Consider the following 26,014-nt stretch of genomic DNA (forward strand, 5'->3'; position numbering starts at 1 on the left):
ATCACCCTGTCTCACGGTTGGGCGCGGAAGGCGCCGAACCGATAGCCAACTGCGCGAGAGGTCGCGAAGACCTTCCACGTCTGCAACTTACCTCGAACCAACAAATCACTGAGGAGACAATTCCCATGAAAGCAATCGTTGTAACGGACCAGACCGCGGGAACCGCCGGCATGACACTGGCAGAGCGGCCCGAGCCACAGCCAGCGATAAACGATGTCGTCGTTCAGGTTCATGCGGCGGGATTCGTCAACACTGAGTTAGAGTGGCCTTCGACTTGGGCGGATCGGGCCTTCCGTGACCGGACGCCATCGATCCTCGGGCATGAATTGGCTGGCGTGGTCACCGCGCTGGGCTACGGCACCACGGGGCTGTCGATCGGTCAGCGGGTGTTCGGCCTGTCGGACTGGCATCGCGACGGCACACTTGCCGAATACGTCGCGATGGAAGCACGCAATCTCGCGCCATTGCCCGGCGATGTCGACTTCGCTGTGGGCGCGAGTCTGCCGATCTCGGGGCTGACCGCATGGCAGGGCATGTTTCAGCATGGCCGCCTTCAGGCAGGACAGAGCGTGCTGGCGCATGGCGCGGCCGGCGCCGTCGGTTCGGTCGTGACGCAGCTTGCGCGGGAAGCCGGCGCCTATGTCATCGGCACCGGACGCGCCGCCGACCGCCAGAAGGCGCTCGACTTCGGTGCAAATGAATTCGTCGACCTAGGGAACGATACCCTGAAGGACGTCGGCGGCGTCGATCTGGTGTTCGATGTCATCGGCGGTGATATTCAGAAGCAGTCCGCAGCACTGATCCGGACCGGAGGAACGCTGGTGACCGTCGTCGGCCCGGCCGAGGCGCGGCCCACAGACGGCCTGGCGGTTGATTTCGTTGTTGAGTCCGATCGCGCCCAACTGAGGGAGATCGTCCAGCGGGTGCGGGACGGACGACTGCAGACTAACATCGGCAAAGTTTCGGCTCTCGACGAGGCCGTTGCAACCTTCAACGCGAGCGGGCGACGCAACGGGAAGACGGTCATCCGCGTTCGTCCGTAAGAAGGTTAAGAGAGAGGGCGGTTCCTCTCTCCTCCTGGTCTTCGCCAAGCCGCGCTGAGCGATATGACGACGCGATTCCGACGGCCTTTCGAAGATCGGATGCGGCGTGATCCACCAGAAGACCGGGCATGGCCGAGGGCACGGCTGATACGGCAGCTTGCAGCTCATTCCGGACCCAGGCCCGACGGTAACGGCCCGGTCTCGGCACTCTCCGATCGTCCCGGCTGCCTTCTGCGGTGCCCTACCGACGCCGGCTGAACAGCTGCGCTGCTTCCGAATGTGATTTCAGAGGTCTGACGCAGACTCAATTCTCCTCACGCGAGACGCGGTGCCGGAGGGCAATCGAACTTGACTGCGCTCACCAGACGGACGTCATGAGCTCCCGATTCCAGGCAGGTCGAAGGGTTGGCTCGCTGTCGCTTCTATCCCCGCATAATGCGATAGACAGTTGCATCGCCTTCCACACCTCGAAGAGGCGCGTCGAAAGCCACCACACGATGGCCGGCAAGGATCTCGCTGACACCGGGCGCGGAATGGAGTGCCTCGGAAATGCAGATCTGTCCGGCTTCCGCCAGGGACTGCACGCGCGCGGCGACATTCACGGTCTGGCCGAAATAGTCGAGGTTGTCGTTGAGCGTCACGGCGATCGATGGTCCACAGTGGGCGCCGATCTTGAGGATGATGCCCGGCCCGTCATGGTCGCTGTTGAAACGATCGATTTCTTCAAAGATGTGGAGTGCGGCCGAAATCGCATCCGACGGCTGTGAGAATACAGCCATCACTGCATCGCCAATCGTCTTGACCACCGCTCCGGAATGTTGCCGAACCGCCGCGTTGACCAGAGCGAAATGCTCGCGAACCAATGCATAGGCGTTGAGGTCACCCAGGCGCTCATACATGGCGGTCGAACCCTTGAGGTCGGTGAACAGGAAGGTGATCTGGCGGATGCCGAGCCCCTCCTTCTCATCGACACGTTCGGACCGGAAGAGCTGGCGGAAGGTTTGCCGCGCAAGCAGCGCTCCGCCGGAGACATAAGGGTCGAACTCGAGCGCCGGCTTGGTGGTCAGCGCGACAAGCTCGGGCGGCCAGTTGATGGCAAGCAGCGAACCGCGCACCGCCCCCCTGTTCGCCACCTCAATGACAATCGGACCAGCCGGCACGGCTGGTAACGCCGGCAAGAAGCGTTTGCCGTCATAGTCGATCTTCAGAAGCGTCGGCGCCGAAACCGGATCGCCTGATATAGGAACGGCGAATGCGGCCTGCGTCTGCACGTTGACGCCCGCAAGGACGCCCGGTCCCAGGTCGGCGCGGAGCACTGTGGTGGTGCCTGGCGGCAGAAACGTCATACCCCGAACGAAGCCGCGCAGAACGTCAAGAAAGCGAACGTGTTGCCCGGGTAGCCGCCCGTCATGTCCGAAGTGGAGCTTCCAGTGAAAATCCTCGACAGGCAGCGTCTCGGGATCGTGGTGCGGCAGGCGCCGCAGCTTTGGCGATATCGAGAAGGTGACCTCGATGAAGTCGTCGAGGTCGGTGTCGCCCGACACGTCGCACAGGCCGCAGACGTAGTGGGTCTTGAGCGTGCGAAGGGCGCCGAAACTGTCGAGCACCATGCCGGACTGGGGACAGAGCACATCCCAGCTCATGTCGAACAAACCACAGCGGGCGGCGTGAAGGAAGAGGTCGATTGCTTCAGGCTCGGCGATTGCGCGGTCGCGAGCAAAGGCCAGCGGATTGACACGATAGAGCGAGTGGTCGTCGGCACTCCTGATCAGCGTCTCGAATTTCGAGATGACGCGAGGGCTCCAGGCGCGCGCCTGCTCCACCTTGGTCATTTTGCTTTCGAGAAGACGATCGTCGACTGCCGTCACGCCCGATCCTCAACCTTGTCTCGCGACAGCCTACTAAAAAAACCAGCGCGATGCGAATGGATTGCCCTTGAAATCGCTGCCGGAACAGCAGGGATGCATGTGCTCCTGCTCGTTTACCGTGACATGGACGGTCGCGCACGCCATGCAATGTGCCGGTCGCGGTTGCCGGGAAGGAAGAGAACTCTAGCCCCCAATCCAAGGCATATCGATCGCCCCAAGCGACACAGCAATTCCGAGGGCCACCAGAGCAACGCCCAGGCTACCTTCGAAGCGCTGGCCACGGGGCAGCAGCTTCTCGATGAAGATGACCAGCGTCAAAAGCAGCATCCAGGCGATGCTCATGACGCCGGCCGCGACCAGCACGGCAAACAGTGCCCAGCAGCAGCCAAAGCAATAGAGGCCGTGGCGCAGCCCCATCTTGAGCGCGCCAACACGCCCGTCGCGCCAGTGCTGCGCAACGAAAGCAAGCGGCGAACGGCAATGGCTGAGGCAGATGTGCTTGAAGGTGGTGAATTGGTAGAGCCCGGCGACGCCAAGCGTGGCGCCGAGCGCGAGCGGTGCCCATTCCGAACGCCGGGGTGGATCGAGGCTCGTTGCAAGGGCGCTGCCGAGCTGGACCAGGACATATACGACGAGGCCCGCCGTCGCCCAGACGAGCAGATAGCCCGCGACGAAGGTCCACGTTGGGATGGCCACCTGCTGTTCGCGCCTCGCCTGCGCCGCCGCGAACATAACAATCATCGGTGCCGCAGCTGGCAACATCATCGCCGCCATCATCACCGTCCACACGGCGAGAAAAGCGGCAGCGCCGGCAACCGACCAGCCATCGGCGGCAATTCCGGCCATCGCCATGCCGGCCATGCCTTCCATACCCTCCATACCGCCGCGCACCGATATGCCCATGGGCATATCGGTGCTGAAGGTCTGGTAGAGGGTGAGCGCCCACGCCGCTGCTGTCAGCCCGACCAGCGATGCGAGTAGACCGAGTGGGATGCCGCGCAAATTCCGGGTGAACCGCCGCGATGTCCTGAGCAACGCGTCAGCCATCGTCATGCCCTAGTTCGGCCCGGTCCAGTCGAACGGAATGTGCTTGCTCGAGCGGGCCGTGCCAGTCCAGTCGAGCCCGAAGCCTTTGGTGCTCACCTCGACAGAACGCCCCCAGGTGGCAACCTGGCCCCCGGGCCGACCTCCGACCCAGGCGGATTGATCGTCTGCACCCGCTTGCCGGGCGGCGTGGTGGGTCCGGAAAGCGCTTCCGCATGTCCGACGACGAGGCCAGGAATATCGACCCGCCAGGTGGAGAGGTCGCCCGCCATTTCAAAAGTGATCGGCACGAACTCCATGCCACGCATCTCGCCGACATTGGCGGCAAAGCCCGCCGGCCAGCCGCCGGCCTGGCCACCGAAGATCATTTGCAGGGCTTCGCGCTGCCGCTCATTCGCCTGCTCGTCGAGATACATGCCCATCACGGCCTTTGCCTCGCCAGCCCAGAGATTGCCTTCGAACTCGCCGAGCGCCACCAGCGTCAGGCCGTCGAGCTTGACGTCGCCATACCGACCCTCGCGCACATGCCAGGCGAGCACACCCTGGCAGTGATTGCCTGTCGGCCGTTGGGCGAACTCGCAGGGGCAAGGGATGTCGCAGCTGCAGATGTCGAACCAGTCGCCTGCCAGCCGCCATTGAGGCACTGCATTCATGGCTCATCCTCCCGATAAATCGAGGATCATATCATACGTCGATGGCGGGCCCCGCTCCAGCTATTCGTGCTCAGCTCTGATTTTGAGACTGGCCCTTCACGTATAGTGGTCGAGCGGGTCCACGGCTGCAGCTGGCCCACTTAGGTCCGGATGTCGGCCACAACCGTTCCCGAGACAGGATAGGTCACGCCGAGGTCGCCGCCGAGATCCTCAAGCATGTCGCGCAGGTCGGGGCCTCGGTGATGCTGCAGGCTGCGCGCTGGGGCGGGATGGCGCAGGCACGAGGGCTGATCCTTGCAGGTTCCGCTAGCGGCGGCATTCAACACGCCGCTCGCCGGCATCGTCTTCGCCATCGAGGAAATGGGGCGTGCCTATGAGGCCCGCACCAACGGGCTGGTTCTAACGGCAGTAATCCTCGCCGGCCTCGCCTCGCTGGGCCTGCTCGGCAACTACACCTATTTCGGCATAGCCAGGGACACTGTCGCATTCGCCCGGGACTGGCCTCTGGTGCTGTCCTGCGGCATCATCGGCGGCTGTATTGGCGCGTCGTTCTCGCTATTGGCCCTCAAGATAATGCGGCGCATTCGACGCTGGAACGCGCTGCAGCCACTACGGCGCACGCTGGCGGTGGCGGGCATCTGCGGGCTGGCGGTAGCATCGGCCTTGCATCGGGCGGCCTTACCTTTGGCACCGGCTACGCGCAGGCGCGGGGAGCCGTCGAAGGAACGCCTCTACCGGTGTTCTTCTTCTACCGGTGTTCTTCTTCGTCGAGAAGTTCTCCGCCGGGCTAATGTCGATGGTATCCGGGATTCCGGGCGGTATCTTCGCGCCGTCACTCGCTGTCGGCGCGGGCCTTGGCAGCGCGCTGGGGCTCATTTTCGGCGCTAGCACTGGCATCGCCGCGCTGCTCGGCATGGCCGGTTATTTCGCCGGCGTGGTGCAGGCGCCGATGACCGCCTTCGTCATCATCCTCGAAATGACCGGCAACCATGACAATGTCATCGCGCTGATGTGCGCGTCGATGCTGGGCTTTGGCACGGCGCGGCTGATTTCCAATGAACCGCTGTATCACGCGCTGTCCCGCGTATTCGTCGCCGAAGCGATCCGGCGCCGCAGAACGGCAGGTGGTGAAGTGTGCGCTGCCGGGAACCCATCCGGCCTGCCTCGCTGAGAGGACTCGCCGCACGGGTCAGGGCCCTGAAGCTGTTGGGCTCGGGGTGAGCGTGAACGATGAAGATGCGCACCGCGCGTTTCCAGCTAGGCGGAATGCCTATTTTCTGGGTGCCGAAAGGATTCGCTCGGCGACATGGTCGAGCGAGAAGACGCCGGCGCCGCGTGTCAGGACCAGAAGCAGCAACGATGCCCACAGCAGATGCTCCGCCCAGTTTTCTGGATAGACGAAGATCTGGATGACAGAGACGACACCGAGCAGCATCACGGCCGCAAAGCGCGAGAATAGTCCAAAGAAGATCAACACCGAGCCGGTGATTTCGGCGGTCGTCGCAAGCGGCGCCGCGATCGAAGGGTCGATGAACGGCAGATTGTATTCGTTGGCGAACAACTGCAGCGTCACCGGCCAGGATGCCAGCTTGCTCTGTGCCGACTGCCAGAAGACATGGGCCACTGCCACGCGGGCGGCGAGCTGGACCAGCGAGAATGGAATGTGTTCGGGCAGCTTGATGATACGCTTGTAGAGGCGGACAAAGCCGGCCGGGTTGGACGAGGATTGCTCCGATATTGCGGTCATGACCGTCTCCGTCAGTTTGAGGGGGAATTCGAGGCGACCCGCACGTCTGTGACGAGCCTGTCGCGGAACAGACGCACGAGGGCTGAAACCAGGTCGAAGGCCGGGTCGAGCGCCAAGGCGCGGCCAGTGGCATGCTCGAGGCCCAAGCCGTGCTTCAGCGAATGCCAGAAGGCGAAGCTCGCGCGGTCGAGCAGAAAAAGCCGCACGTAGTTCCCCGATCGCCACAACGCCACACGCTCGGGGCGCCTTATCCAGGTAACGGCTTCGTCGACCGCCTTTTCCTGTTGATGCGCCATCCACACCGACAGGATCGACCAGTGCGAGACGATCAACCGCAGTGAGGGCTGGAGCTGGATATCCGGCGACAGCCCAAGATCGGTGTTGTCATATTCTGCGAGGCTGCGAGGCGGCAGCGACGCTGTGTCGAGCGCCTCTGCTATGGCCCATTCGAGACGCGCCGTTTCGGCGACGATAGGCATGTCGGACAGGGTGTCGATCGTTTTCAGGAAGCGCGGGAAGCCAGCGCCATAACGTGCCAGCCGCGACTCCACTGGCGGATGCCGCCGAATGAATTCGCTCGCCGCGAAGCGGAAGAAGCGCTCATCGACGAGGCGGACTGTCACGGGAAACACCGCCATCAGCGCTGCGGTGAGGGAACTGCGCGTGTTGTTCTGGTAAATCCGCAGGCGCGCCAACGGATCTGCCTTGCCGGCGGTCAGCATATTTGCGGCGACCACCGGCTCCAAGGCCAGCACCGACCGCGCCATGGTGGTCTGCAAGTGTTCAAGCGGCAGCATGATATTCCTCCTCTATCGAGATAAGCGCCGCGGACATGCACGGCCTGGCGCGTCTTGCAGCGGCAAACGCCGCAAGGACGGGCATGCCGGTCGTCGTTTCGCTTTGGACAGAAAGGATCGGCGTCGCTCGCGTTTTGGTCATTCGCTCGCGCCGCGTGGCTTGCTTGCGGCTGAACATGAGCGAAGCGGTGAGCATGTCGGCCCACATGGCTTCGCCAAGCAGCACATCGAGGATGGGAACGTCGGTGTCCCACTCGATCAAGGTTGGGCGCGGCCCAAGCCGGTCTATAGCATGCTGATAGAGCGCCCATACGACGGGAGGCACGCGCGAGCCGTGGTCGTCGATGAGCACAGTGTCGGCGCCGACGTGGTTCGTCGCATGGCCAGCAAGGTGGATCTCGCCGATCGCCTCCGCCGGCAGCGCATCGATGAAGGCCTTGGCGTCGTATTGCAGATTGTGCGCCGAGACCTGGACATTGTTGACGTCCAGCAGCAGACCGCAGCCGGTCCGCACCACGAGCTCGGCCAGAAACTCGGCCTCGCTCATCGAGGAGTCCGCAAAGGCGACGTAGGCAGACAGATTCTCGATCAGCACCTGCCGCTTCAACGTTCCCTGGACGGTCTCGACGTTACGCGCGACGATCGCCAGAGCTTCTTCGTCATAGCGCAGCGGCAACAGGTCGTTGAGGTAGGCGCCGTCGGCGACGCTCCAGGCGAGATGCTCGGAAACCAGATCGGGTTGGAAGCGCTCGCAGACCTTGCGCAGTCGCTCCAGATGATCGCGGTCCAAGCCTCGTGCGCTACCAAGCGACAGGCCGACTCCATGCACCGAAAGGGGATAGATCTCGCGGAGTTTTTCCAGCGCCTCGACGCCCGCGCCGTCTCCCATGTAGTTCTCGGCATGAACCTCCAACCACCCGGCGGAAGGCCGCCGCGTCAGCATTTCGCCGATGTGAGGAGAGCGAAGACCGATGCCCGCCGATGCGGGGATTGCGAGAGGCTGAAATGCACGGGACATCGGTCTGCTCCATTTTGGAGGTTGGCAAGAAGTCTGGATCTTTCAGGCTTTCGGCTTATCGCTGCCGCCCGCGATCTTGGCGCAGCTGCCGGCGGGCACGTAGAGCCAGGAATCCGGCTGGTTGTCGGCGGTCGCGGTGCCGGCGCAGGAATGCGTCGCGGTCTGGCAGTCGTTCTGGCCGGCCTTGACCACGCCGTAGCATTTCTCGAAGGCGAAGCCGGGCTTGGCGGCCGGGCCGCTATAGGCCGCCGTCGCGGCAAGGGAAGTGGCGGCAGCAAGGGCCGATCCGATGAGAGTTTTGGTATTGATCACAGGCTTGTCTCCTGGTTGGCGTTTCGAGAGAAAGACCGGCCTTGAGGCCTGTCTGCAAAATCAGTCTCGCCGATCGTGATGCCGAGCTGAAATGCTGTCTCGGCATGGAATTGATACGCTGCCACTATGTTCTGAAACTTGGCGCGAAAAAGCCCTCCAGCGGGGAACCGGAGGGCTTGGCACCTGCATTCGGGAGTATGCGAAGCAGGCGCGGCTAGGCGGGGAGCGAGGCGCCTAGATGTATCGTCTTTCGCAGTTGGAGGCCGGGGCTTAATCAGCGCGGAAAGGCTCGGTAGCAAGCCAGTCCGCCGCACGCAGCCTCCCCCTGTCGCGCCTCTCGGTCAGTTCGCCCCAGTCGATCCAGGGCCGCAGAAGCAGTGGGGCTCCGGCACGGTATCGGCCGTCGAATATGGTGTGAACGGGCGCGCATCTGGTCAAGCAACAACCGGCGGCGGGGCTGCGATCCGGACACGGTGCGGTGAAGGCGGAAGGTCTGCCGGTGACGATCAGGCGATGGCGAGCTTCAGTTGCCAGGACAGGCGGGGACTGAAAGACGTCGCCGTCACCCCAATAGATGTCGCCGTCGATCTCGACTGGCAGCGAGAGGAAGGGGATAGTGGCCGCCGCGACGATCGCGTCGATCGAAAGCTGACTGCCGGTGAAAACCTTCACGGCGTCAGTGCGGGCGTTAACGGCCTGGACGCAAAGTTTCACCGGGCAGCGTTCGACGCGGATTTGCTCGATATCGATTGACTGTTCCAGGACCGATCGAAGCAGGCTGGTCCTGTCATTGGCGAAGACAGAGGCGTGGCTGACGCGCCGCCAGAAATTGGCGAGTGCCATCCGCGCACCGCGCCTGCCGCCAACGCTTAAGCCATAGGCAAAGACTGCTGCCTCCATCGCTGCAAAGCCCGATGCGGTCACGCCGCTGAAGCTGCAGCGCGGCTCGTCCAGCAGGCGATCGAGCACGCCCCAGACAAAAGCGCCATGCGCGTCGTTTGCCAGCACGATTTCGATCGTCGGGTCTTCCGCACCAAGATCCGCAACCGAAACGGCGGCCTGGTCTGTTCTCATCGGGGACTGGGCAAGCATGGTTTGGTCTCCTCCCAAGATCGTCACTAGGACGACTGGAGAGAGACTGCCGCATCTTCTTGTTCAGCCGAAATGCCAAGGTGGCATGAAGTCCATAGGCAGATTGCATTGGCTGCAGGACTTCGCGCGCCGCACTCTTCATCCCGATCAGGCCGGGTGATGAGCCGCTGCCAGAACCGCGGCCTGGAACAGGAGACGGATGAATGAAGAGACAATTCGCCTGTGTGGCTGCGCTTGCAATCGGTCTTGGTGCGAGCCCCGCGTCGGCCGACCCGTTCAGCGACCTCGCCGCATTGCCGACGTTCTATACGGACGCCACGATGAAGACGATGAAACCGATGACTGGGTTCAAGAAGGCCTGGTTTGCCATGCCGAAGCATGACCGGGTCAAGATGACCAAGGCGTGCAACGACCCGGTGATGAGCGGGCACCACGCCCAATTTTGCGCCAACGCGCTTGCTTTGGGCGGAGACAATTAGCGGTGCTCGTCGAGGACCCTTGGAATACAGAGCCGGCATAAACTCCATTCGCAGACGGCATTGGCGAGTTGAGTGCCGGATGAAGCAAAGTCCAGCTCAGCAAGCTGGAACAACAGAGTTCAAAAATGCTGCCAGTCGTTCGGCGCGGTCGTCAAAGGGACACTGCATAACTCCAGAAAAGGCTCCCATCATGAATATCAAAGCTATCTGCGTCGGCGCTTTTGCCCTTTCGGTTATCGGCGGGGTCGCCTTCGCCGGAGTTCTCGACGAACCGTCCAACATGCAGCCCTTCTTTACCGATTCCGGCATGAAGACGATGAAGTCGAGCGCGGATTTCGAGACGGCGTGGAAAGCCACGCCGAAGGCGATGCAGACTTCAATGATGAAGGAATGCAACGACGCCGCCATGAGCAAGCCGCATGCTCAGTTCTGCGCCCAGCTCTTCGCCTTGGGCCATCACAGCTGACATTCTTGGCACCTGGCACGACAGGGCGTTTTGATGGCGGGCCTCGGCCCGCCTTCGTCGCATGACGAAACGCTATGGACTTTATAGCACTGATGCATTGGCGTGTTGGAATGCCATGCGGCAGGGTTCCAACGTGCACCTGTGCTAGATGAGGAACGCCCCGCATGGACATTCATCACATCCGCTACTTCCTGGCCGTCTGCGAGACCCGCAATTTCACGCGCGCGGGCGAAAGGTGCAACATCACTCAGCCGGCGCTGTCCCGCGCGATCCAGCAGCTCGAGGATGAGGTCGGCGGCTTGCTGTTTCGCCGCGAGCGGAACCTGACCCATCTTACGGATCTGGGCGCATTGCTGCGTCCCCGGTTCCAGCAGATCCTCGACGAGGTGACCGGCGTGCGCCAAGAAGCGTCGAGGTTCCTGTGCCTGGAGAATGCAAATCTCAAGGTTGGGGTCATGTGCACGATCGGTCCGCGGCGATTTACCGGCCTATTGACCGACTTCAACAGGCGCCAGCAAGGCATCCAGCTGCAGCTTGTTGAGGGCGTGCCGGCATCGCTATCGCAGCTGTTGGAAGCCGGCGAGATCGATGTCGCGATCATGGCGTCCAGCAACAGTTTCCCGGAGCGCTTCGATGTCACGCCGCTCTATCGCGAACGGTTCGTGCTAGCGTTTCCCAACGGCCATCGGCTGGCCCGCAACGACAATGTTGCCATCTCGGAACTCGACGGCGAGAACTATCTCCGACGCCTGAATTGCGAATATCGGGACTATCTTGCCGGCCTCTGCAACGAACGTGGCGTGAAGCTCAGGATCTCCTACGCCAGCGAACGCGAAGACTGGATTCAAAACATGGTCTCGGGCGGGCTGGGAATCTGCTTCATCCCGGAATTCAGCGCCGTCATTCCCGGTTTGCAGATCAGGCCAGTCGTCGATCCTGAAGTTTGGCGCGAAGTCTCGCTCGTTGTGGTGGCGGGGCGCCGCTTCTCGCCGGCGACATCGACGTTCGTGAACAGCGTCAAGGCGCACAGCTGGCCGGAAAGCGGCATCGATCTGTCGCCCAGGAAGAGCGCTGCATAGCATTTCGAAGTGAAGCCTAACGCCGCGATAAATGTGCGGCGGGACAGTCGCGTTGGCGCGGTCGTCCACCATAGTTTTCAGGTATCGAATTAAGAGCCAGTCAGCATTTCTCTTTCTTCGAGGCTGCCGTCACTCTCCTCCTATGCCCCGCTTCCGCGATTGGGCACCGACAAAGGAGAAATAGACATGGCTTCCAAGACTATTGCATTGCGGGTGCCGCTGAAGCTGGCGCTGACACTCGGACTTCTCACCGCGACCGCCGCGTTTTCGGTGGCCCCGGTTTTCGCCGCCGACTGCCCTGCCGGCCAGGCCGCCACGACCGACATCCAGGAACATCCCAGCAAGCCCGTCGGCGTGACGGATACGGTTCTTTCGGCGATCGACCTCAGCCCGAAGGGCGAAGCGTGGAAGGGCAATATGCTGCGACTGCGCAAGCTTGTCGTTCAGCCGGGCGGCGTGGTGCCGTGGCATGAGCACACGGCTCGTCCCGCCAACATTATCGTCGTCGAAGGCTCCATCACCGAATACGCCAGTACCTGCAAGGTCGGCATCGAGCATCCGGCCGGCGACGTGACCGCCGAGTTCGGCCAGCTCGCCCACTGGTGGAAGAACAACGGGGAGGTTCCGGCGGTGCTCTACTCAGCCGACGTTCTGCCGCCGGCGATGCATAACGATCACATGATGTGAGCTGCTTTCGCGACCAGCGGATCCCAGCAGCAGCAGCAAACAGCGCGTCCTCAGGCGATCGCCCGAGGACGCATGGCCAGGAGCCTGTGATGACGACCAGTGAACATACCGAATTAATGGGGCTCCGCAGGGTCGCTGCGGACAGCTGGCGCTTTGGGCTGATCGCCCTGATCGCGTTCCTGACGCTCGTCGACCTGTTCGCCACCCAGGCCATCCTGCCTTCACTGGTGACAAAATTCGGGGTCAGCCGCGCGACTATGGGCTTCGCCGTTAACGCCAGCACCTTCGGCATGGCGGTGGCCGGTATCGCCATCGCTCTCTTCGGGCGCGGCATCGATCGCCGCAACGGCATCTGGATCAGCCTGGCCATCCTGGCGATTCCGACGACGCTGCTGTCGCAGACAGACAATATTGTGGTCTTCGCCCTGCTGCGTGTAGCTCAAGGCCTGTGCATGTCGACTGCGTTCACGCTCACCATGGCCTACCTGGCGGAGCATTTTTCCGCACGGCAGACCACGAGCGCGCTTGCGGCTTATGTGACGGGCAATGTTGCCAGCAACTTTTTCGGCCGGCTGATGTCGGCTGCCGTCGCCGACATGTTCGGCATCTCCACCAACTTCCTGACCTTCGCCGCCCTCAATCTGTTTGGCGCTGCTCTGGTCTGGTTCACGCTGCAGAAGACCTCGGCAATGATTCGCGCAGACCTGGACGGCCAGCCTGTCCGCGCCGCCTGGAAAGCGCCGTTGCGGAACGTCGAACTGCGGGCCTGTTTTGCGATCGGCTTCCTGATCCTGTTCGTCTTTATCGGCACGTTCACCTACGTGAATTTCCAGCTCGTTGCGGTGCCGCTTTCGCTCACGCCGATGGCCTTGGGCGCCGTCTATTTCGTTTTCCTGCCATCGATGCTGACCACCCCGCTTGCCGGCCGAGTCGCAGCGGGGCTTGGCCCAAGGGGAGGGATTGGGGCAACGCTTGCGCTGGCGATCGTCGGCTTGCTTCTGCTGCTTGTGCCAAATCTTCCGATCGTCCTCGCCGGGATGGCGCTGGTTGCCATCGGCACCTTCCTTGCCCAGGCGATAGCCACCGGACATGTCAGCCGCACCGCGTCGCGCGATCGCGCCGCCGCGAGCGGCATTTATCTCGCGTCCTACTACGGCGGCGGGCTCGCCGGCAGCTTCCTCATCGGACAGATCTACGACAGTGTCGGCTGGACCGCATGCGTGGTCGTGCTGGCTGCGGTTCTCGCCGGCGCGATCGCGATCGCGCGCGTGCTGCAAACGCCTAAGACCTGAAATCGAAACTTAGTTATCCAACCAAGGAGACCGACATGACCAACCAACTCAAAACTCTGCTTGCAGGTGCCGCCATGCTGATGACGGTCATCCTTCCGGCTGCCGCCTCGGACGGCGTCGTCGCGGTGAAGAGCGACTACTCGGTCGCCGAGACCGTCGCCCGCATCAAGAAGGACGTCCTTAAGAAGGGCCTCATGTTCTTTGGCGTGATCGACCAGGCAAAGCTCGGCAACAAGGCCGGCAACGACGTCCGGCCGTCGCGGCTCGTCATGTTCGGCAATCCGGCGCTCGGCACGACGTTCATCACCTCAAATCCCGAGGCCGGCCTGGATTGGCCGGTGCGCGTGCTGGTCTACCAAACCGGAGATGGCACGGTCTACGCCGCCTATAGTGATTTCGACTGGATCGCCAAGCGGCACGGCATCACTGACCGGCAGGCACAGTTCAAGATGGCGACCGAGGTGATCCAGTCCGTCACGTCGTCGGTCAGGAAGAATTGATCGGCGCGAGGCGCTCAGATGCTTCGGCTCGTCGAAGCGTCAGCCCGCACAGCCAGGTCATTCGGCGGCGGACAGCGCCTTCATCTGTTCGCCGAACCATTTCTTCTGCGTGGCTTCGCGCACTAATGCGCCGACCGCGGGCGAATGCCTGCGGCCGCGCACGGTGACGAGATTGACCTCGCGCCAGAACTCCGGCTCGGTGATCGGCAGGGGCACCACGCCAGGATGCTTGACGGTATGCTCGGGCATGAAGCCGAAACCGAGCCCGGCGGCAATCATCGCCAATGTCCAGTCGTCACGATCGCTCCAGTAGACCGGACTGACCGTGACGCCCTGCTCGACAAGGATGGCATCCGCGTAACCCGCGAACTCGCAATTGTTGCGGTGGATGTAGCTTTCGTTTGACATATGCTTCACCTGCACCGCGCGCCGAATGGCAAGGCGATGGGTCAGGTGGACCGCCATCACCATCTGCTCCTGGAACAACGGCAGGGAGTGCACTTCTTCGTCGGCAACGTCTGAAGGTAACGCATAGATGGCAGCCTCGAGTTCGCCCTCGAGCAGCCTTCTCCTGAGGCTCACCGCATCCGCATCGCAAAGATGCAACTCGACGCCCGGGTGGTGCGCGCGCACGGTTGCGATGAGCTCGATGATCTCGTCCGGAGCGATCGTGCTCATGATGCCGACCTTGAGCGGCATTTTCTTTAGGGTCACATATCGAGATAGGTCTCGCCCATGCGGCCGAGCTCGGTGAGGTGAGTGAACCGGCGCTCACGGTGGAAAAGCGGCCCGCCATCTTCCAGAAGCTTGATCGCGCGCGACAACGCCGGCTGCGTGACGTTGCACTGCTCGGCCGCCCTGGTGAAATTCAGCTCCTTGGCGACGGCCAAGAAGTATCGGAACTGGCTGATCTCCACTGCACGCTCCCCTCACTGGACGCGCATACGGCACCGCCCGCGTTGTCACGCAATCTTACTAGCAGCCCTTGCGTCAAACAACCCGACCGGGCCGATCGACACCCAGGGCATGAAGCCAACGATCTGACCGTCAGCTATCGAATCCATGTCTCAACGGCATTTCCGCAGCTTGCGGCGGTTCACCATACTTGTCGTCAGATCCAGAGCCGGCCGCGCGCCATCGCTCGTAGCGGCGCAATCAGAAGGACAAGACGATGCTCAAAGGCAAGACAGCACTCATCACCGGTTCAACCAGCGGCATCGGGCAGGGCATTGCCGAAGCCTTCGCTGCCAAGGGCTGCAACATCGTTCTGAACGGCTTTGGCGACGCCGCCGAGATCGAACGCCTGCGGGCCAGGCTTGCCGCCGATCATCGGGTTGCCGTTCGATACGACAATGCCGACATGAGCAAGGGCGACGCGATCACCTCGATGATGGACAAGGCCATCGCCGAGTTCGGCGCCGTCGACATACTGGTCAACAATGCCGGCATTCAGCATGTCGCGCCGATCGATGACTTCCCGATCGAGAAATGGGAAGCGGTCGTGGCGATCGACCTCATGTCTTCCTTCTATACGATCCGGCGCGCCCTGCAGGCGATGAAGGCGCGCAAATGGGGTCGCATCATCAATGTGGCCTCGGCGCACGCGCTCGTCGCATCTCCCTATAAGTCGGCCTATGTCGCGGCCAAACACGGTGTCGCCGGCCTGACCAAGACCGTTGCGCTGGAAGTTGCCGAACAAGGTATCACGGTCAACGCTGTTTGCCCCGGCTACGTGCTCACGCCGCTCGTCGAGAAGCAGATACCGGACACGGCCAAGGCCCGCGGGATCACCGAGCAGCAGGTGATCAAGGATGTTCTGTTGGCCGCGCAGCCCACCAAGCAGTTCGTCACCGTCGAGCAGGTTGCCGCGCTCTGTCTGTTCCTGGCGTCGGACGAGGCGGCCTCGATCACCGGCGCCGTGATGCCGATCGAAGGCGGTTGGACCGCTCACTAGACCTGCACGAGGAGCGAAGGCCATGAACAAGATCACGCAAAACCTATCCGCCCCGAAAGCAGAACCGGCGACTGGGCACCAGGGCGACGTCAAACGTCAGACCGTCCTTGTCCTTCAGGGCGGCGGCGCGCTCGGCGCCTATCAGGCCGGAGTCTATCAGGCGCTGGTCGAGGGCGGCATCGAACCGGATTGGGTCATAGGCACGTCCATCGGCGCCATCAACGCCGCGCTGATTGCTGGAAACAAGCCCGGCGATCGTCTGCCCAGGCTTCAGGAATTCTGGGACGGCGTCAGCAGGAGCAGTCCATTCGACGAGTTTTTCCGGATGATGGTTCCGAGCAACATTTTTGCCAACATGGGCACGGTGATGCGCGGCATCCCTGGGTTCTTCGAGCCGAACCCGAGCGCCATGTTTGGGGTCAACCGCGAAGTCGGTGTCGAGAACGCGTCTTACTACACCACCGATCCGCTCAAGAGGACGCTGAGCAATCTGGTCGACTTCGACTACCTCAACGGGCGTCACACCCGGCTGACAGTCGGCGCGGTCAACGTCAACACCAGCGAGCTCAAATACTTCGATACGCGCGAGATGATCCTGTCGGCGGCGCACATCATGGCGTCGGGCGCCTTGCCGCCGGCGTTTCCGGCGGTCTGCATCGACGGCGAGCCGTATTGGGACGGCGGCATCTATTCGAACACGCCGATCGAGGTGGTGCTCGATGCGCGACCCAGGCGAGACGCGCTGATCTTTGCGGTCAACATGTGGCAGCCCCGTGCCACTGAGCCGAAGTCAATCTGGCAGGTCATGGGCCGGCAAAAGGATCTTCAATACGCCAGCCGCGGCCGGAGCCATGTCGCTCGGCAGGAGCAACTGCATCGGTTGCGGCATGTCGTGCGCGAAATGGGCAGGCTCGTGCCCGAGGAGCGTCGCGAGGATCCGATGTTCAAGGAACTCGCCTCCTATGGCTGCCCATCGGTCATGCACCTCGTCCGCCTGCTTTCGCCGCGACTGGACGGCGAGGACCACACCAAGGACATCGACTTCACCCGCTCGGGAATCCGTACGCGCTGGCAGGCAGGATACGAGCATGGGCAGCGCGTCCTCACCGACAAGCCCTGGGAATGCGAGGTCGACATGCTTCAGGGCATCGTGATCCACGAATCCCAAGAGTGATGCGCCGCGACGAGAAAGATACGGAGACCACCGATGCAGATCATCACTCCCGGCATGCGGTTGATCCCGGAAGCCGTGCTCGCCAACGATGCTGCGCTGTTCCGCACGATCCCGGAGACTCCCTCGCACGCGGACAAGTCGCTGCATCGCGTGGTCATTGTGGGCGGCGGCGCCGGCGGCCTGGAACTGGCGACACGCCTCGGCCGCAAATTCGGCAACCGGCGGCTTTCCGTCACGCTTGTCGACCGAAACCGCACCCATATCTGGAAGCCGCTTCTGCATGAGGTGGCATCCGGCGCCTTGAGCGCCTCGCACGACGCGGTTGAATACATTGCCCATGCCAGCCGACACGGCTACCGATATCGCATTGGCGAGGTCGTTGGCATCGATCGCGCCAAGCGCCAGGCCTTCGTTGCGCCCAGCTTCGACGAAGACGGTCGCCAGGTCATACCGCCACGTGTCTTGGGTTACGACACACTCGTCATGGCAGTCGGCAGCGTCAGCAACGATTTCGGCACGCCGGGCGCCGCGCGCCACGCCATTTCGCTCGACACCGCGGAGCAGGCGGCCCGGTTCAACAAGCGGATGATCGACGCATGCCTGCGCGCCAACGCGCAATACGAGCCGCTTTCGCCGGGTCAGCTTCATTGCGTCATCGTCGGTGCCGGCGCAACCGGTGTCGAACTGGCTGCGGAACTGCACAAGTCGATGCGCGAAATTGCGTCGCACAATCTCGACAATATCGATTTCGAAAGGCTGATCCGCATCACCATCGTCGAAGCAGGGCCCCGGATTCTGCCTGCACTGCCTGAGGAGATGGCGCGCGCAACGGCACGCTTGCTAATCAAGCTGGGCGTCCAGATACGATGCGGAATAAGGGTCACCGAAGTGACCGAAGACGGCATCCGGCTTGGCGAAAAGCTCTTTCTGCCTGCTGAATTGGTCGTCTGGGCGGCCGGTATCAAGGCGCCGGAATTCCTGAAGGGCCTCGATGGCCTCGAAACCGACCGCATCAACCGCCTGATGGTCGATAAAACCTTGCGCGCGGTCGGAGATGACAACGTGTTCGCGATCGGCGACTGCGCGAACTGCGTGCTGCCGGGTGAAGACAACGCCTTGCCGCCCCGCGCCCAGACGGCCCATCAGCAGGCAGACCACATGGCCAAGGTGATTGTAGCACGTCTCGCAGGGCAAATCCCGCCAGCGTATCGCTACCGCGACTACGGCTCGCTCGTTTCACTTGCTGACTACGGTGCTTTTGGTAGCCTCATCGGCGGACTGAAGATCGAGGGTCTTGTGGCGAGGCTCGTCTATCGCTCGCTGCACAAGATGCATCTCAGGGCGGTGCACGGGCTCGCCAAGACAACGCTCGCTTCGATCGGCGAGATGATCGTCGGGCGCGCCAGACCGCGGATCAAGCTTCACTGAGGTCGGCGGAGACGCTGCGATGGAAAAGTATGACGTCGTGATCCTGGGCGGCGGCAATGCAGGAATGGGCGTCACGGTCGCGACGCGCACCGCCGGACTCTCCGTCGCCATGATCGAGGCTCGCGATCTCGGTGGCACCTGTCCCAATCGCGGCTGCACGCCGAAGAAGGTGCTGGTCGCGGCGGCCCACGCGCTCGACGAGATCGCAAGGGCCGACACCCGTGCAATCAAGATCGAACCGCCGAGGCTCGATTGGCGAGCCTTGATCGAGCGAGAAAAGGATATCATCAGGGACATTCCATCCCGGCTGTCCGGATTGATGGCCAAGCGGGGCGTCGATGTAATCTGGGGCGAGGCGGCGTTCGTCGCCAGCAATGCCGTCCGCGTCGGCGCCCGAGAGCTCGAGGCCAGAAACATCGTCATCGCCACCGGCTCGAAGCCGCGCCCGCTGTCGATTCCGGGGTCGGAATTTCTAACCACATCCGACGATGTGCTGAACGATCCTGTGCTGCCGCGCGCCGTGGTTTTTATTGGCGGCGGCGTTGTCGCCTTCGAACTGGGCCACGTCTATGCGCGCGCCGGCGTTCAGGTCACCGTCCTCGAGGCACTGCCACAACTCCTCGGGGGCTTCGACGAGGATGCCGTTGCCCAAATCCGTGCCGAGAGCGAGCGGCTGGCCATCGGCATCCATACCAAGGCTTGGATCAAGAAGATCGAAGCGGCCGACGGGCGACTGCGGGTGAGCTTCGCGAAAGATGGCGTGGAGTGCAGTGTTGACGCTGATCGGGCCGTTAATTGCGCGGGACGCGTGGCCAATGTCGAGGGCCTCGATCTTGGGGCGGGTGTCATCGTGCATCGCGAAGGCCGCATCGAGATAGACGAGCACCTGCGCTCGCGTTCCAATCCCGATGTTTATGTCTGCGGCGATGCAATGTGGAACTCCCCGCAGCTTTCGCCGGTGGCGACCTATGAGGGCGGCATCGTCGGGCGCAACATCGTCGACGGGCCTAGGCATCGGCCCGACTATGGTAGCCTCGCTCTAAAGCATTCCGGCCGTGGCAAGCGTCGGAATGACCGAAGCCAAGGCGAGGGAACAGGGTCTGCGCATCAGGGTCCACGTCAACGACATGCAAGGCTGGTTCTCAGCCAGGACCTATGCCGAGGCGGTCGCATGGTCGAAGATAATTGTCGATGAGTCGACGGATCGCATCGTTGGAGCACATTTGGTGGGCCATGCCGGCGAGGAACTGGTCCACATCTTCGCGCTCGCCATGAAACACGGCATCACGGCGCGAGGTCTGTCCGAGATGGTCTACGGTTTCCCGACTTTTTCGGCGGATATCAGGAACATGATGTAACGCGTGGATCCGGCCGGCGAATAGAAGGTGAACCTGTCATGCGTCGATGCACGTAGGGCATCAAAACCATGCAGGAAAAACATGGCGAATGCCGAGGGGTTCCGGTGGTAGGCTGTGTGCGACATATGAAAGTGCAGATATGGCCGCTGACGATCAGGCAATGACATTCGAGCAGTCCGTCCAGGCAGCCATCGAACTTGATGCGCCTCTCAACGAACGGCTGGCGGTGATTGCCGCCGCGGTCCGGCGTATGAACTCCGAATTCGCCGACGCTGTAGAGCGACTGGTAGATCGCCTTGAGAAACAGGGAGCCGGAACCATGGCGCCGGCTCAGGGCGAGGTCATGCCGGATTTTCTGCTGCCTGACGACGAGGGCAAGCTCGTCAGCCTGGCCGAGATCCTGAAAAAGGGGCCAGCCGTCATCACCTTTCAGCGCGGTCATTGGTGCCCCTATTGCCGCTTGAACGCCATCGGCATCGTCGAGGTGCAGCGCGAGATCGTTGAACTGGGCGGACAGGTCGTCGTGATCATGCCGGAACGGCGCAAATTTGCCAAAGCCATGAAGGCCGCCGTTGGCGCGCAGTTTCCGTTTCTGATCGACATGGACAACGGCTATGCATTGTCTCTCAACCTTGCGATCTGGGTCGGCGCCGAGATGGAGCGGCTGATGGGGCTCGGGTTCGATCTCCCCAACTACCAGGGCAACAGCAGTTGGTTTCTGCCGATCCCGGCCACCTTCATCGTTGGAACCGACGGGATCATCACGGATCGCTTCGTCGATCCGGACTACCGCCGCCGCATGGATATTGACGAGATGATCGCGGCGCTCAGGCGGGCTCGCTGACGCCGAAGGACGACCAGTCTGCAGACCTCAGCAGGTTGAGCAGCGTTGTCGCGACAGGCGAGCGCTGCCTGCCTGCAACCGCATAGACGGAAACGGTTCGCGAGACGTCAAGATCACGAAGCTTGAGCCGTCGGGTGTTCGAGGATCGCGGTGCCGTAAGCGAGACAAAGCCAACCCCGGCATTCGCCTCCAGCAGGGCCAGCAGGTCCTGGTCGGTCTCGACCTCATGCGCGGTTCGAGGCGAATAGCCTTTTGCGGACAGGCAACGCGATAGTTCCTCGGAGGTCTCCCAATCGATCCGGCTAAGCACGGGCTCCGCAGCAAGCTGAGCCAACGCGACATCGGCCTCATTGCGGCGGGCCAGCGGATGATCGGAATTCACGGCGAGCTCGATTCCTTCCTGGAAAAGTGGCCATGTGTCGAGACGATCCCAGGCCTGGCCCAGCGGGCCCGCGACGGCCAGCTCGACTTCGCCATTTTTGAGGGCCTCAATGACAGCTGCTGGCGACCCGCGTTGGATTTTGAGATGCGCGCCGGGATAGGCCCGGAAGAGTTCCGTGAACGGCGAAACCAGCAGTGCGATGTTGATACTGTTGGAGATGGTCACGTTGAGAGGGGCCACATCGCTGCTTTGAACGGCTTTGGCCAGTGATTTGGCGGATGTGGCCGCGTCATAGCACTGCTGCAGCAACGGCAGCATGCGCCGTCCCAGTTCGGTAAGGTGCGAGTGCTGACGCTCGCGCCGAAGGAGTTCTCCACCTAGTTCCTCTTCAAGCGTCTTGATCGCACGCGTCAGCGCCGGCTGCGTGACGTTGCATTCCTCCGCGGCTCTGGTGAAGTTCAACGTATTCGACAAGGCCAGAAAATAGCGGACTTGCTGCATTTCCATGAAGTTCGCCCCCTCAGCGAAAATGGTCTATCAGCGACGACGCATGTTCGTAGGCTAGCGCAATACAGCGCTTTCGGCAAAGTACAGCCAGCCAGATGTCCGCTTTCACCAAGCCGGCCCCGAAAACCGTCGGTCCGCTTGCGGCCCCATTCCAGACCGACGGCTAAGGCAGTTCTTCAGCCGACGACTGGGTCACTGAGGTGCCATCCCTATAAGTTGTCCCTTCTATCGCGAGAGTTTGGGACCGCTTCCTGCCTGGCAACTGCGAGCGCCGGCGGATATTCACCAAAGATCAAGCGAGCCTGATCGCCTTTCAACAGGCGACAACCGCCTCAACAATTTTGCGGATGGTGCGCCCCCAAGGGACCAATACCTTGGTGTCAGCAGCTAACGCATAGAGATTTTTGTCACGAGGCGAGAATTCAACGCCAAGCCGGTCACGCTGATTGGCCTGCCTTATCATTGCGGGACGCCCCGGTCGCGTGCCGGGCAACGCCATGGCCGTCGGTCCCGAAGTACTTCTCTCGCCGCAGCATGCTCCCGCAGCGCTGGCTTGCCAGTGCCGGAGGGCCATCTTTCCGAGCGGCAGGAATGCTTGGAAGGAGACTCGCCGCCGACTAGGGAAGAAATCTCATCGAGGCGATGTCAGCTTTTGGGAAACCCGCGAATTTATTGGATGACCGAGATTGCGGCGCAAAGCTGCCGTTCGAAGCGCGCCGTTGCTAGCGGAAAGGTCTAGGCGACATAGACTATCAGCTTCGGTCGTTTGGGCCTTTGGGTTGATCGTACTAACGGTGCCGAGCTTTGTGAGGCGATGGCCGTGGCCGACCGCTTTCGGAAACGGACCGAGTCTTCACGAGAGAGCAGCGACGACGCCGTTGCCGACCGCTGCAGGGCGCTACCTTTCACCTGCTAGGCCAGCAATCGCATGCGCGGACCCTACTGGAAAAGGTGCTGGCCAGTTATGGCGAACACTCGCAAAGGCGACACATCATCCGCTTTCAGTATGACCAGCGGCTCTTGGCCGAGGTAGCACTTTCTCGCGTCCTCTGGCTGCAGGGAGAATCCGCAGCTTCCCTCGCCCTTGTCGAGAAGCTTATCGACCAAGCCAAGGCGCTCAACCACGGCCCGACCTATGCGAACATTCTGGCTGAATCGGCTTGCCCGATAGCCGTTATGGCCAACGATATCCCACTCGCGGAGCGCTATATCTCCTTGCTGCGTACCGAAACGCGGGCGCAATCCATGGACGTCTGGCGCACCTATGCCGACGCCTTCGATGCTGAATTGCTCATCCGGTGCGGCGATCCAAAGCATGGCTTGGCCGTGATGTATTCGGCACTGACCAAGCTTCGAGCCGCAGGCTTCGTCCTTTACGACATGGCGTTCCGCGGAGTTGTCGCGGCAGGACTCGTGGCCGTTGGCGACAATGTCGGAGCCGCTGCCGAGCTTGATCTGCTCTCGCGCAGTGCGCCAAAACTGGTGAAGGCTGGTGCCTGCCGGAACTTCACCCCATCAGGGCAGAGCTGTATGCCGCTGTCAGTGAGCGCGATGCGGGCAAAGACCTGCTGCGGCAAGCTTCTGAACTTGCATCTGTGCAAGGTTCGGGGTTGTGGCTCGCCAGCGTCGAAGCATTCCCCAGCCCGGTAGCGAGCGATGGGCCAGAAGCGCCTAGGCATCAAAGGCCATCTGCTCCGCTCGTTGGCCTGGGCTTCGGCTTCGCGGTTGTAACCGGCGGAGTTATTGGCTCCGGCATCATGCGCAAGCCGATCATCTCGCACAGCAGATCGGCATCGGACCTCTTCTCTACGAGCGGGGGGAAGCTCATCATGTCGTCGGTCATCGATCGTTCCTTCGAATCAGGTTGGCTTCAGCAGCCCGACCTTACTGGGGAACATCGATGAGCGCCCGCGAAGCCGCTCGCTCACTACAGCGCTGTTGAGGGCGCGCGAGCGAGCGACTTCGCTACCGCCGAGCTACACCACTCCAAGGGACACGACCGGCGCGCCCTGAGAGCCTGACTCAAAAGCCCACATTCTGAACAGCCCAAAGTCAGGCAGCCGCGACCGCCTCCCGTCGCGCGTTCCTGCGCAACGCCTCTGCGGGCACGCCGAAGGTCCGGAGGAACGCGCGACGCATGCGTTCGCGGTCCGCAAATCCCGTCTCCTGCGCCACGACGTTAACCGTGTGCCGCCCCTCTTCAACCATGAACCTGGCTGCCTCCAGCCTAAGCCGCTCCACGGCTTTTGCCGGTGACTGGCCGGTCTCAGCCAGAAAGGCACGACTGAACTGGCGGGGGCTGAGACTGGCGACCGCCGCAAGCTCCTCGATCGTGAGCGGATTCCGCAGATTCTGACGGATGTGCGCCAGGACCAATTCGATGCGATCGGACTTCGGCGTCATATCGAGGAGGGCGGAATGCTGTTTTTGTCCACCCATCCGACGCTGGTTCATGACCAGTAGCCTGGCGACCATTTTCGCAGCTTCGGGACCGAGATCATTGTCGATCAATGCCAGGACCAGGTCGATCCCGGCCGTCATTCCAGCCGACGTCCATACCGGACCGTCATTGATGAAGATCCGGTCCTCCTCCGCCCGGACATCCGGAAACCGAGCCCTGAAGCTGGCTGCATGGGCCCAGTGCATCGTCGCACGTCGACCCTTCAGAAGGCCCGCCTCAGCCAGCACGAACGCTCCGCTGCAGATCGAGGCGATCCGCCTCGACGCCTTGGCGGCTTCCTGCACGAACGCGATCATGGTCGCATTGGAGCGAGGCATGTCCATCTCGGTGATCGAACCCACGATGACGGTGTCGAAGGCGGGATCTCCGAACGCCTCGGTTTCCAGCATCATTCCGGAGGAAGACCGAACCGGACCGCCATGTTCCGACAATAAATGGATGTCGTAGCGCTGGTCGGCCGGGGGCAGGTTCACGATCTCGAACGCCGTCAGCGCCGCAAGGCTCATCAACTGAAACCGTTGCGGCACGATGAACCCAACTCGATGCATATCCACTCCTCGCGTCCGGAATTCGTACACTACCCGAATTTAGTGACATCCACGAGCGCTGATCCGAAACAGCCACTCGACGTCCGCACTCGACAGGCTGCGCGTGGCCCGGACCGACCCATGTCACGAATGGTGGCAAGAACGACCTACGCCGGAAACGCTTGAACCGCTAAGGTACAAGGAACAAACAGCTCACGTCCCGCCTGACTCAGTTATCGCTCATTTCTCGGGCCGAGGCAGAGAAGAATATTCTTGGCCGTCATCAACGCAGTTCCGCGGCTGCACAGTCCGGTACTCGCAGATACGACTCTCCGGTAAGTCCGCAAGAGGCGAATCTTCTTGTGGCATGGTCGCCAATCACGCGCCGACCTCAGCGCCTCCACGAGGAAGTTAGGATGATGCATGTCTTCTGATCCAGGCGAGTTCTCCGAGCACCGTATTCCGCGGGGCGAAGGAAGCCTCTACGCTCGAGATTATGCGGGTGCCGGCCCGGCGTTCGTGCTCATGCACGGCTTCCCCGACAATCTGCACATCTGGGACGATCTGGTTCCGCATTTGGTCACCAGCGGCCGGCGTGTCGTGACGTTCGATTTCCTGGGCTTTGGTGCCTCAGACAAGCCCGCCGGCGTCGCCTATAGCTTTAAGCAGCAACTGGGCGATCTTGAAGCGGTCGTCGAGGGTCTGGACCTGAGAAAGATCGTTCCGGTCGCTCACGACTCCTCCGGGATGGCGACGCTCAACTACGCGCTCGCCCATCCGGGAAGCGTCGACTCCGCGATCATGCTCAACTCGGCCTATAGCGAGGACTCCACGGTTCTTTGGCCCGAGATGATCACGCTCTTTGCGACTCGCAGCATGCAGGCCCTTGCAATAGCGATCGCCCAGAGCCCCGAACAGTTAGGCTGGCTGCTGAAATGGCAGCAGAAGAAATTCCTGGACTCCTTGCCTGAGGCGCAAAGACCCCATTTCAGCGCGTTCATCGGTCCGCTGATCAGCGACAACTTCATCGCCCAACCCGGCGCCGGTCCTGCCTTCGTGCAGTTAGCGGCGGAATTCTTCGATGAACACGCCCGAAACGCCAAGCATCTGACGGCGCTCAAGACGCTCGATATTCCGGTCAAGCTGATCTGGGGACAATACGACCCCTACTTCCCCGTCGCCATGGCCGAGCGGCGTCAATCCCAGCTCAAAAATGCGTCCCTCACCGTCATACCGGCGGGCCATTGGCTGCAGGCCGATGAGCCCGCGCCGGTAGCGAAGGCGATGCTGTCATGAGCGGCC

Annotated in this window: 28 protein-coding genes and 1 pseudogene; 16 read left to right on the forward strand and 13 right to left on the reverse strand. The window is 62.0% G+C overall.

From position 1 onward, the window contains the following. Window positions 1–125 precede the first annotated feature (125 nt). Entirely contained in the window at window positions 126–1,043 is a 918-nt protein-coding gene (locus EJ068_RS16675; RefSeq protein ID WP_127252344.1) for an NADP-dependent oxidoreductase, read from the forward strand. A 422-nt stretch (window positions 1,044–1,465) separates the two neighbouring features. Here the strand turns inward: EJ068_RS16675 and EJ068_RS16680 are convergent, their stop codons facing one another. The 3 genes from EJ068_RS16680 to EJ068_RS16690 all read right to left on the reverse strand — a co-directional run bounded on the left by EJ068_RS16680 (window position 1,466) and on the right by EJ068_RS16690 (window position 4,608). Next, on the reverse strand, window positions 1,466–2,911 hold the full coding sequence (locus EJ068_RS16680; RefSeq protein ID WP_127252342.1) for an adenylate/guanylate cyclase domain-containing protein: 1,446 nt from the start codon (window positions 2,909–2,911) through the stop codon (window positions 1,466–1,468). A 183-nt stretch (window positions 2,912–3,094) separates the two neighbouring features. Beyond that, entirely contained in the window at window positions 3,095–3,964 is an 870-nt protein-coding gene (locus EJ068_RS16685; protein WP_245463132.1) for a DUF2182 domain-containing protein, read from the reverse strand. An 86-nt stretch (window positions 3,965–4,050) separates the two neighbouring features. Then, entirely contained in the window at window positions 4,051–4,608 is a 558-nt protein-coding gene (locus EJ068_RS16690) for a DUF1326 domain-containing protein (RefSeq protein WP_245463133.1), read from the reverse strand. Window positions 4,609–4,832: 224 nt separating this feature from the next. On the opposite strand from EJ068_RS16690, the pseudogene EJ068_RS16700 reads away from it, so the two are divergent. Further along, window positions 4,833–5,779: pseudogene (locus EJ068_RS16700) on the forward strand (chloride channel protein); the annotation flags it as partial. A 99-nt stretch (window positions 5,780–5,878) separates the two neighbouring features. On the opposite strand, the gene EJ068_RS16705 reads toward EJ068_RS16700, so the two are convergent. From EJ068_RS16705 to EJ068_RS16725, 5 genes are all read right to left on the reverse strand, one after another. Next, entirely contained in the window at window positions 5,879–6,355 is a 477-nt protein-coding gene (locus EJ068_RS16705) for a DoxX family protein (RefSeq protein WP_126080050.1), read from the reverse strand. 11 nt (window positions 6,356–6,366) lie between these two features. Next, window positions 6,367–7,152: a DNA-binding domain-containing protein gene (locus tag EJ068_RS16710; protein ID WP_127252341.1), complete on the reverse strand. Its 786-nt coding sequence runs from the start codon at window positions 7,150–7,152 to the stop codon at window positions 6,367–6,369. Beyond that, window positions 7,139–8,170, reverse strand: coding sequence for a DUF692 domain-containing protein (locus tag EJ068_RS16715; protein ID WP_127252339.1), 1,032 nt, complete (start codon window positions 8,168–8,170; stop codon window positions 7,139–7,141). The genes EJ068_RS16710 and EJ068_RS16715 overlap by 14 nt, the downstream gene beginning before the upstream one ends. A gap of 42 nt (window positions 8,171–8,212) precedes the next feature. Beyond that, window positions 8,213–8,482: a DUF2282 domain-containing protein gene (locus tag EJ068_RS16720; RefSeq protein WP_095081018.1), complete on the reverse strand. Its 270-nt coding sequence runs from the start codon at window positions 8,480–8,482 to the stop codon at window positions 8,213–8,215. 270 nt (window positions 8,483–8,752) lie between these two features. Continuing rightward, window positions 8,753–9,601: a hypothetical protein gene (locus EJ068_RS16725; RefSeq protein WP_129554623.1), complete on the reverse strand. Its 849-nt coding sequence runs from the start codon at window positions 9,599–9,601 to the stop codon at window positions 8,753–8,755. A gap of 176 nt (window positions 9,602–9,777) precedes the next feature. Between EJ068_RS16725 and EJ068_RS16730 the strand changes: the two genes are divergently transcribed. The 6 genes from EJ068_RS16730 to EJ068_RS16755 all read left to right on the forward strand — a co-directional run bounded on the left by EJ068_RS16730 (window position 9,778) and on the right by EJ068_RS16755 (window position 14,077). Further along, window positions 9,778–10,053, forward strand: coding sequence for a hypothetical protein (locus EJ068_RS16730; RefSeq protein WP_126080046.1), 276 nt, complete (start codon window positions 9,778–9,780; stop codon window positions 10,051–10,053). Window positions 10,054–10,132: 79 nt separating this feature from the next. After that, window positions 10,133–10,519 (forward strand): hypothetical protein, encoded by a 387-nt coding sequence (locus EJ068_RS16735; RefSeq protein WP_348527557.1) that lies wholly within the window; start codon window positions 10,133–10,135, stop codon window positions 10,517–10,519. Window positions 10,520–10,683: 164 nt separating this feature from the next. Further along, entirely contained in the window at window positions 10,684–11,598 is a 915-nt protein-coding gene (locus EJ068_RS16740) for a LysR family transcriptional regulator (protein WP_127386071.1), read from the forward strand. Window positions 11,599–11,784: 186 nt separating this feature from the next. Further along, a complete protein-coding gene (locus EJ068_RS16745; RefSeq protein WP_127253927.1) occupies window positions 11,785–12,285 on the forward strand; it encodes a cupin in 501 nt (166 codons plus the stop codon). A gap of 89 nt (window positions 12,286–12,374) precedes the next feature. Beyond that, a complete protein-coding gene (locus EJ068_RS16750; protein WP_127386070.1) occupies window positions 12,375–13,577 on the forward strand; it encodes an MFS transporter in 1,203 nt (400 codons plus the stop codon). Between the two features lie 74 nt (window positions 13,578–13,651). Further along, window positions 13,652–14,077: a DUF302 domain-containing protein gene (locus EJ068_RS16755; protein ID WP_245463466.1), complete on the forward strand. Its 426-nt coding sequence runs from the start codon at window positions 13,652–13,654 to the stop codon at window positions 14,075–14,077. A gap of 57 nt (window positions 14,078–14,134) precedes the next feature. Here the strand turns inward: EJ068_RS16755 and EJ068_RS16760 are convergent, their stop codons facing one another. Together EJ068_RS16760 and EJ068_RS33685 are read right to left on the reverse strand one after the other, a co-directional pair. Next, on the reverse strand, window positions 14,135–14,755 hold the full coding sequence (locus tag EJ068_RS16760; RefSeq protein WP_281058992.1) for a LysR family transcriptional regulator substrate-binding protein: 621 nt from the start codon (window positions 14,753–14,755) through the stop codon (window positions 14,135–14,137). Window positions 14,756–14,787: 32 nt separating this feature from the next. After that, window positions 14,788–14,994: a LysR family transcriptional regulator gene (locus tag EJ068_RS33685; protein ID WP_281058993.1), complete on the reverse strand. Its 207-nt coding sequence runs from the start codon at window positions 14,992–14,994 to the stop codon at window positions 14,788–14,790. A gap of 254 nt (window positions 14,995–15,248) precedes the next feature. On the opposite strand from EJ068_RS33685, the gene EJ068_RS16765 reads away from it, so the two are divergent. The 6 genes from EJ068_RS16765 (at window position 15,249) to EJ068_RS16785 (ending at window position 20,835) form a co-directional block, all read left to right on the forward strand. Further along, window positions 15,249–16,031, forward strand: coding sequence for a 3-hydroxybutyrate dehydrogenase (locus EJ068_RS16765; protein WP_127251892.1), 783 nt, complete (start codon window positions 15,249–15,251; stop codon window positions 16,029–16,031). A 22-nt stretch (window positions 16,032–16,053) separates the two neighbouring features. Continuing rightward, window positions 16,054–17,205, forward strand: coding sequence for a patatin-like phospholipase family protein (locus tag EJ068_RS16770; RefSeq protein WP_127251891.1), 1,152 nt, complete (start codon window positions 16,054–16,056; stop codon window positions 17,203–17,205). A 108-nt stretch (window positions 17,206–17,313) separates the two neighbouring features. After that, window positions 17,314–18,633, forward strand: coding sequence for an NAD(P)/FAD-dependent oxidoreductase (locus tag EJ068_RS16775; RefSeq protein WP_127251896.1), 1,320 nt, complete (start codon window positions 17,314–17,316; stop codon window positions 18,631–18,633). A gap of 19 nt (window positions 18,634–18,652) precedes the next feature. Beyond that, on the forward strand, window positions 18,653–19,828 hold the full coding sequence (locus tag EJ068_RS16780; RefSeq protein WP_210212006.1) for an NAD(P)/FAD-dependent oxidoreductase: 1,176 nt from the start codon (window positions 18,653–18,655) through the stop codon (window positions 19,826–19,828). Then, a complete protein-coding gene (locus tag EJ068_RS32950) occupies window positions 19,740–19,991 on the forward strand; it encodes a hypothetical protein (protein WP_245463467.1) in 252 nt (83 codons plus the stop codon). The genes EJ068_RS16780 and EJ068_RS32950 overlap by 89 nt, the downstream gene beginning before the upstream one ends. Window positions 19,992–20,130: 139 nt before the next feature. Continuing rightward, entirely contained in the window at window positions 20,131–20,835 is a 705-nt protein-coding gene (locus tag EJ068_RS16785) for a peroxiredoxin-like family protein (RefSeq protein WP_126080038.1), read from the forward strand. On the opposite strand, the gene EJ068_RS16790 is transcribed toward EJ068_RS16785, so the two are convergent. After that, window positions 20,819–21,724 (reverse strand): LysR family transcriptional regulator, encoded by a 906-nt coding sequence (locus EJ068_RS16790; protein WP_126080037.1) that lies wholly within the window; start codon window positions 21,722–21,724, stop codon window positions 20,819–20,821. The two genes, EJ068_RS16785 and EJ068_RS16790, sit on opposite strands and share 17 nt — an antisense overlap. Before the next feature lie 951 nt (window positions 21,725–22,675). Here EJ068_RS16790 and EJ068_RS16795 point away from each other — a divergent pair. After that, the gene (locus EJ068_RS16795; protein ID WP_127251890.1) at window positions 22,676–23,374 is read left to right on the forward strand and encodes a hypothetical protein; all 699 of its coding nucleotides are present in this window, start codon (window positions 22,676–22,678) and stop codon (window positions 23,372–23,374) included. Window positions 23,375–23,402: 28 nt separating this feature from the next. On the opposite strand, the gene EJ068_RS32660 is transcribed toward EJ068_RS16795, so the two are convergent. Together EJ068_RS32660 and EJ068_RS16800 are read right to left on the reverse strand one after the other, a co-directional pair. Further along, entirely contained in the window at window positions 23,403–23,567 is a 165-nt protein-coding gene (locus tag EJ068_RS32660; protein WP_189341906.1) for a hypothetical protein, read from the reverse strand. 209 nt (window positions 23,568–23,776) lie between these two features. Further along, window positions 23,777–24,733, reverse strand: a complete 957-nt coding sequence (locus EJ068_RS16800) for a GlxA family transcriptional regulator (protein WP_128314556.1) — start codon at window positions 24,731–24,733, stop codon at window positions 23,777–23,779. A gap of 402 nt (window positions 24,734–25,135) precedes the next feature. On the opposite strand from EJ068_RS16800, the gene EJ068_RS16805 reads away from it, so the two are divergent. After that, entirely contained in the window at window positions 25,136–26,008 is an 873-nt protein-coding gene (locus tag EJ068_RS16805; protein ID WP_127251888.1) for an alpha/beta hydrolase, read from the forward strand. The last annotated feature ends 6 nt before the right edge of the window (window positions 26,009–26,014 follow it).

The organism is Mesorhizobium sp. M2A.F.Ca.ET.043.02.1.1, assembly GCF_003952405.1.
Classification (GTDB): Bacteria; Pseudomonadota; Alphaproteobacteria; order Rhizobiales; family Rhizobiaceae; genus Mesorhizobium.

Coding starts and splice junctions, on each gene's coding strand:
- EJ068_RS16770 (WP_127251891.1), top strand. CDS start 16,054: ATGAACAAGATCACGCAAAACCTATCCGCCCCGAAAGCAGAACCGGCG.
- EJ068_RS16735 (WP_348527557.1), top strand. CDS start 10,133: ATGAAGCAAAGTCCAGCTCAGCAAGCTGGAACAACAGAGTTCAAAAAT.
- EJ068_RS16785 (WP_126080038.1), top strand. CDS start 20,131: ATGGCCGCTGACGATCAGGCAATGACATTCGAGCAGTCCGTCCAGGCA.
- EJ068_RS16740 (WP_127386071.1), top strand. CDS start 10,684: ATGGACATTCATCACATCCGCTACTTCCTGGCCGTCTGCGAGACCCGC.
- EJ068_RS16685 (WP_245463132.1), bottom strand. CDS start 3,964: ATGACGATGGCTGACGCGTTGCTCAGGACATCGCGGCGGTTCACCCGG.
- EJ068_RS16715 (WP_127252339.1), bottom strand. CDS start 8,170: ATGTCCCGTGCATTTCAGCCTCTCGCAATCCCCGCATCGGCGGGCATC.
- EJ068_RS16800 (WP_128314556.1), bottom strand. CDS start 24,733: ATGCATCGAGTTGGGTTCATCGTGCCGCAACGGTTTCAGTTGATGAGC.
- EJ068_RS16750 (WP_127386070.1), top strand. CDS start 12,375: ATGACGACCAGTGAACATACCGAATTAATGGGGCTCCGCAGGGTCGCT.
- EJ068_RS16805 (WP_127251888.1), top strand. CDS start 25,136: ATGTCTTCTGATCCAGGCGAGTTCTCCGAGCACCGTATTCCGCGGGGC.
- EJ068_RS32660 (WP_189341906.1), bottom strand. CDS start 23,567: ATGACCGACGACATGATGAGCTTCCCCCCGCTCGTAGAGAAGAGGTCC.
- EJ068_RS16730 (WP_126080046.1), top strand. CDS start 9,778: ATGAAGAGACAATTCGCCTGTGTGGCTGCGCTTGCAATCGGTCTTGGT.
- EJ068_RS16690 (WP_245463133.1), bottom strand. CDS start 4,608: ATGAATGCAGTGCCTCAATGGCGGCTGGCAGGCGACTGGTTCGACATC.
- EJ068_RS16675 (WP_127252344.1), top strand. CDS start 126: ATGAAAGCAATCGTTGTAACGGACCAGACCGCGGGAACCGCCGGCATG.
- EJ068_RS16745 (WP_127253927.1), top strand. CDS start 11,785: ATGGCTTCCAAGACTATTGCATTGCGGGTGCCGCTGAAGCTGGCGCTG.
- EJ068_RS16765 (WP_127251892.1), top strand. CDS start 15,249: ATGCTCAAAGGCAAGACAGCACTCATCACCGGTTCAACCAGCGGCATC.
- EJ068_RS16710 (WP_127252341.1), bottom strand. CDS start 7,152: ATGCTGCCGCTTGAACACTTGCAGACCACCATGGCGCGGTCGGTGCTG.
- EJ068_RS16755 (WP_245463466.1), top strand. CDS start 13,652: ATGCTGATGACGGTCATCCTTCCGGCTGCCGCCTCGGACGGCGTCGTC.
- EJ068_RS16705 (WP_126080050.1), bottom strand. CDS start 6,355: ATGACCGCAATATCGGAGCAATCCTCGTCCAACCCGGCCGGCTTTGTC.
- EJ068_RS16760 (WP_281058992.1), bottom strand. CDS start 14,755: ATGAGCACGATCGCTCCGGACGAGATCATCGAGCTCATCGCAACCGTG.
- EJ068_RS16790 (WP_126080037.1), bottom strand. CDS start 21,724: ATGGAAATGCAGCAAGTCCGCTATTTTCTGGCCTTGTCGAATACGTTG.
- EJ068_RS16780 (WP_210212006.1), top strand. CDS start 18,653: ATGGAAAAGTATGACGTCGTGATCCTGGGCGGCGGCAATGCAGGAATG.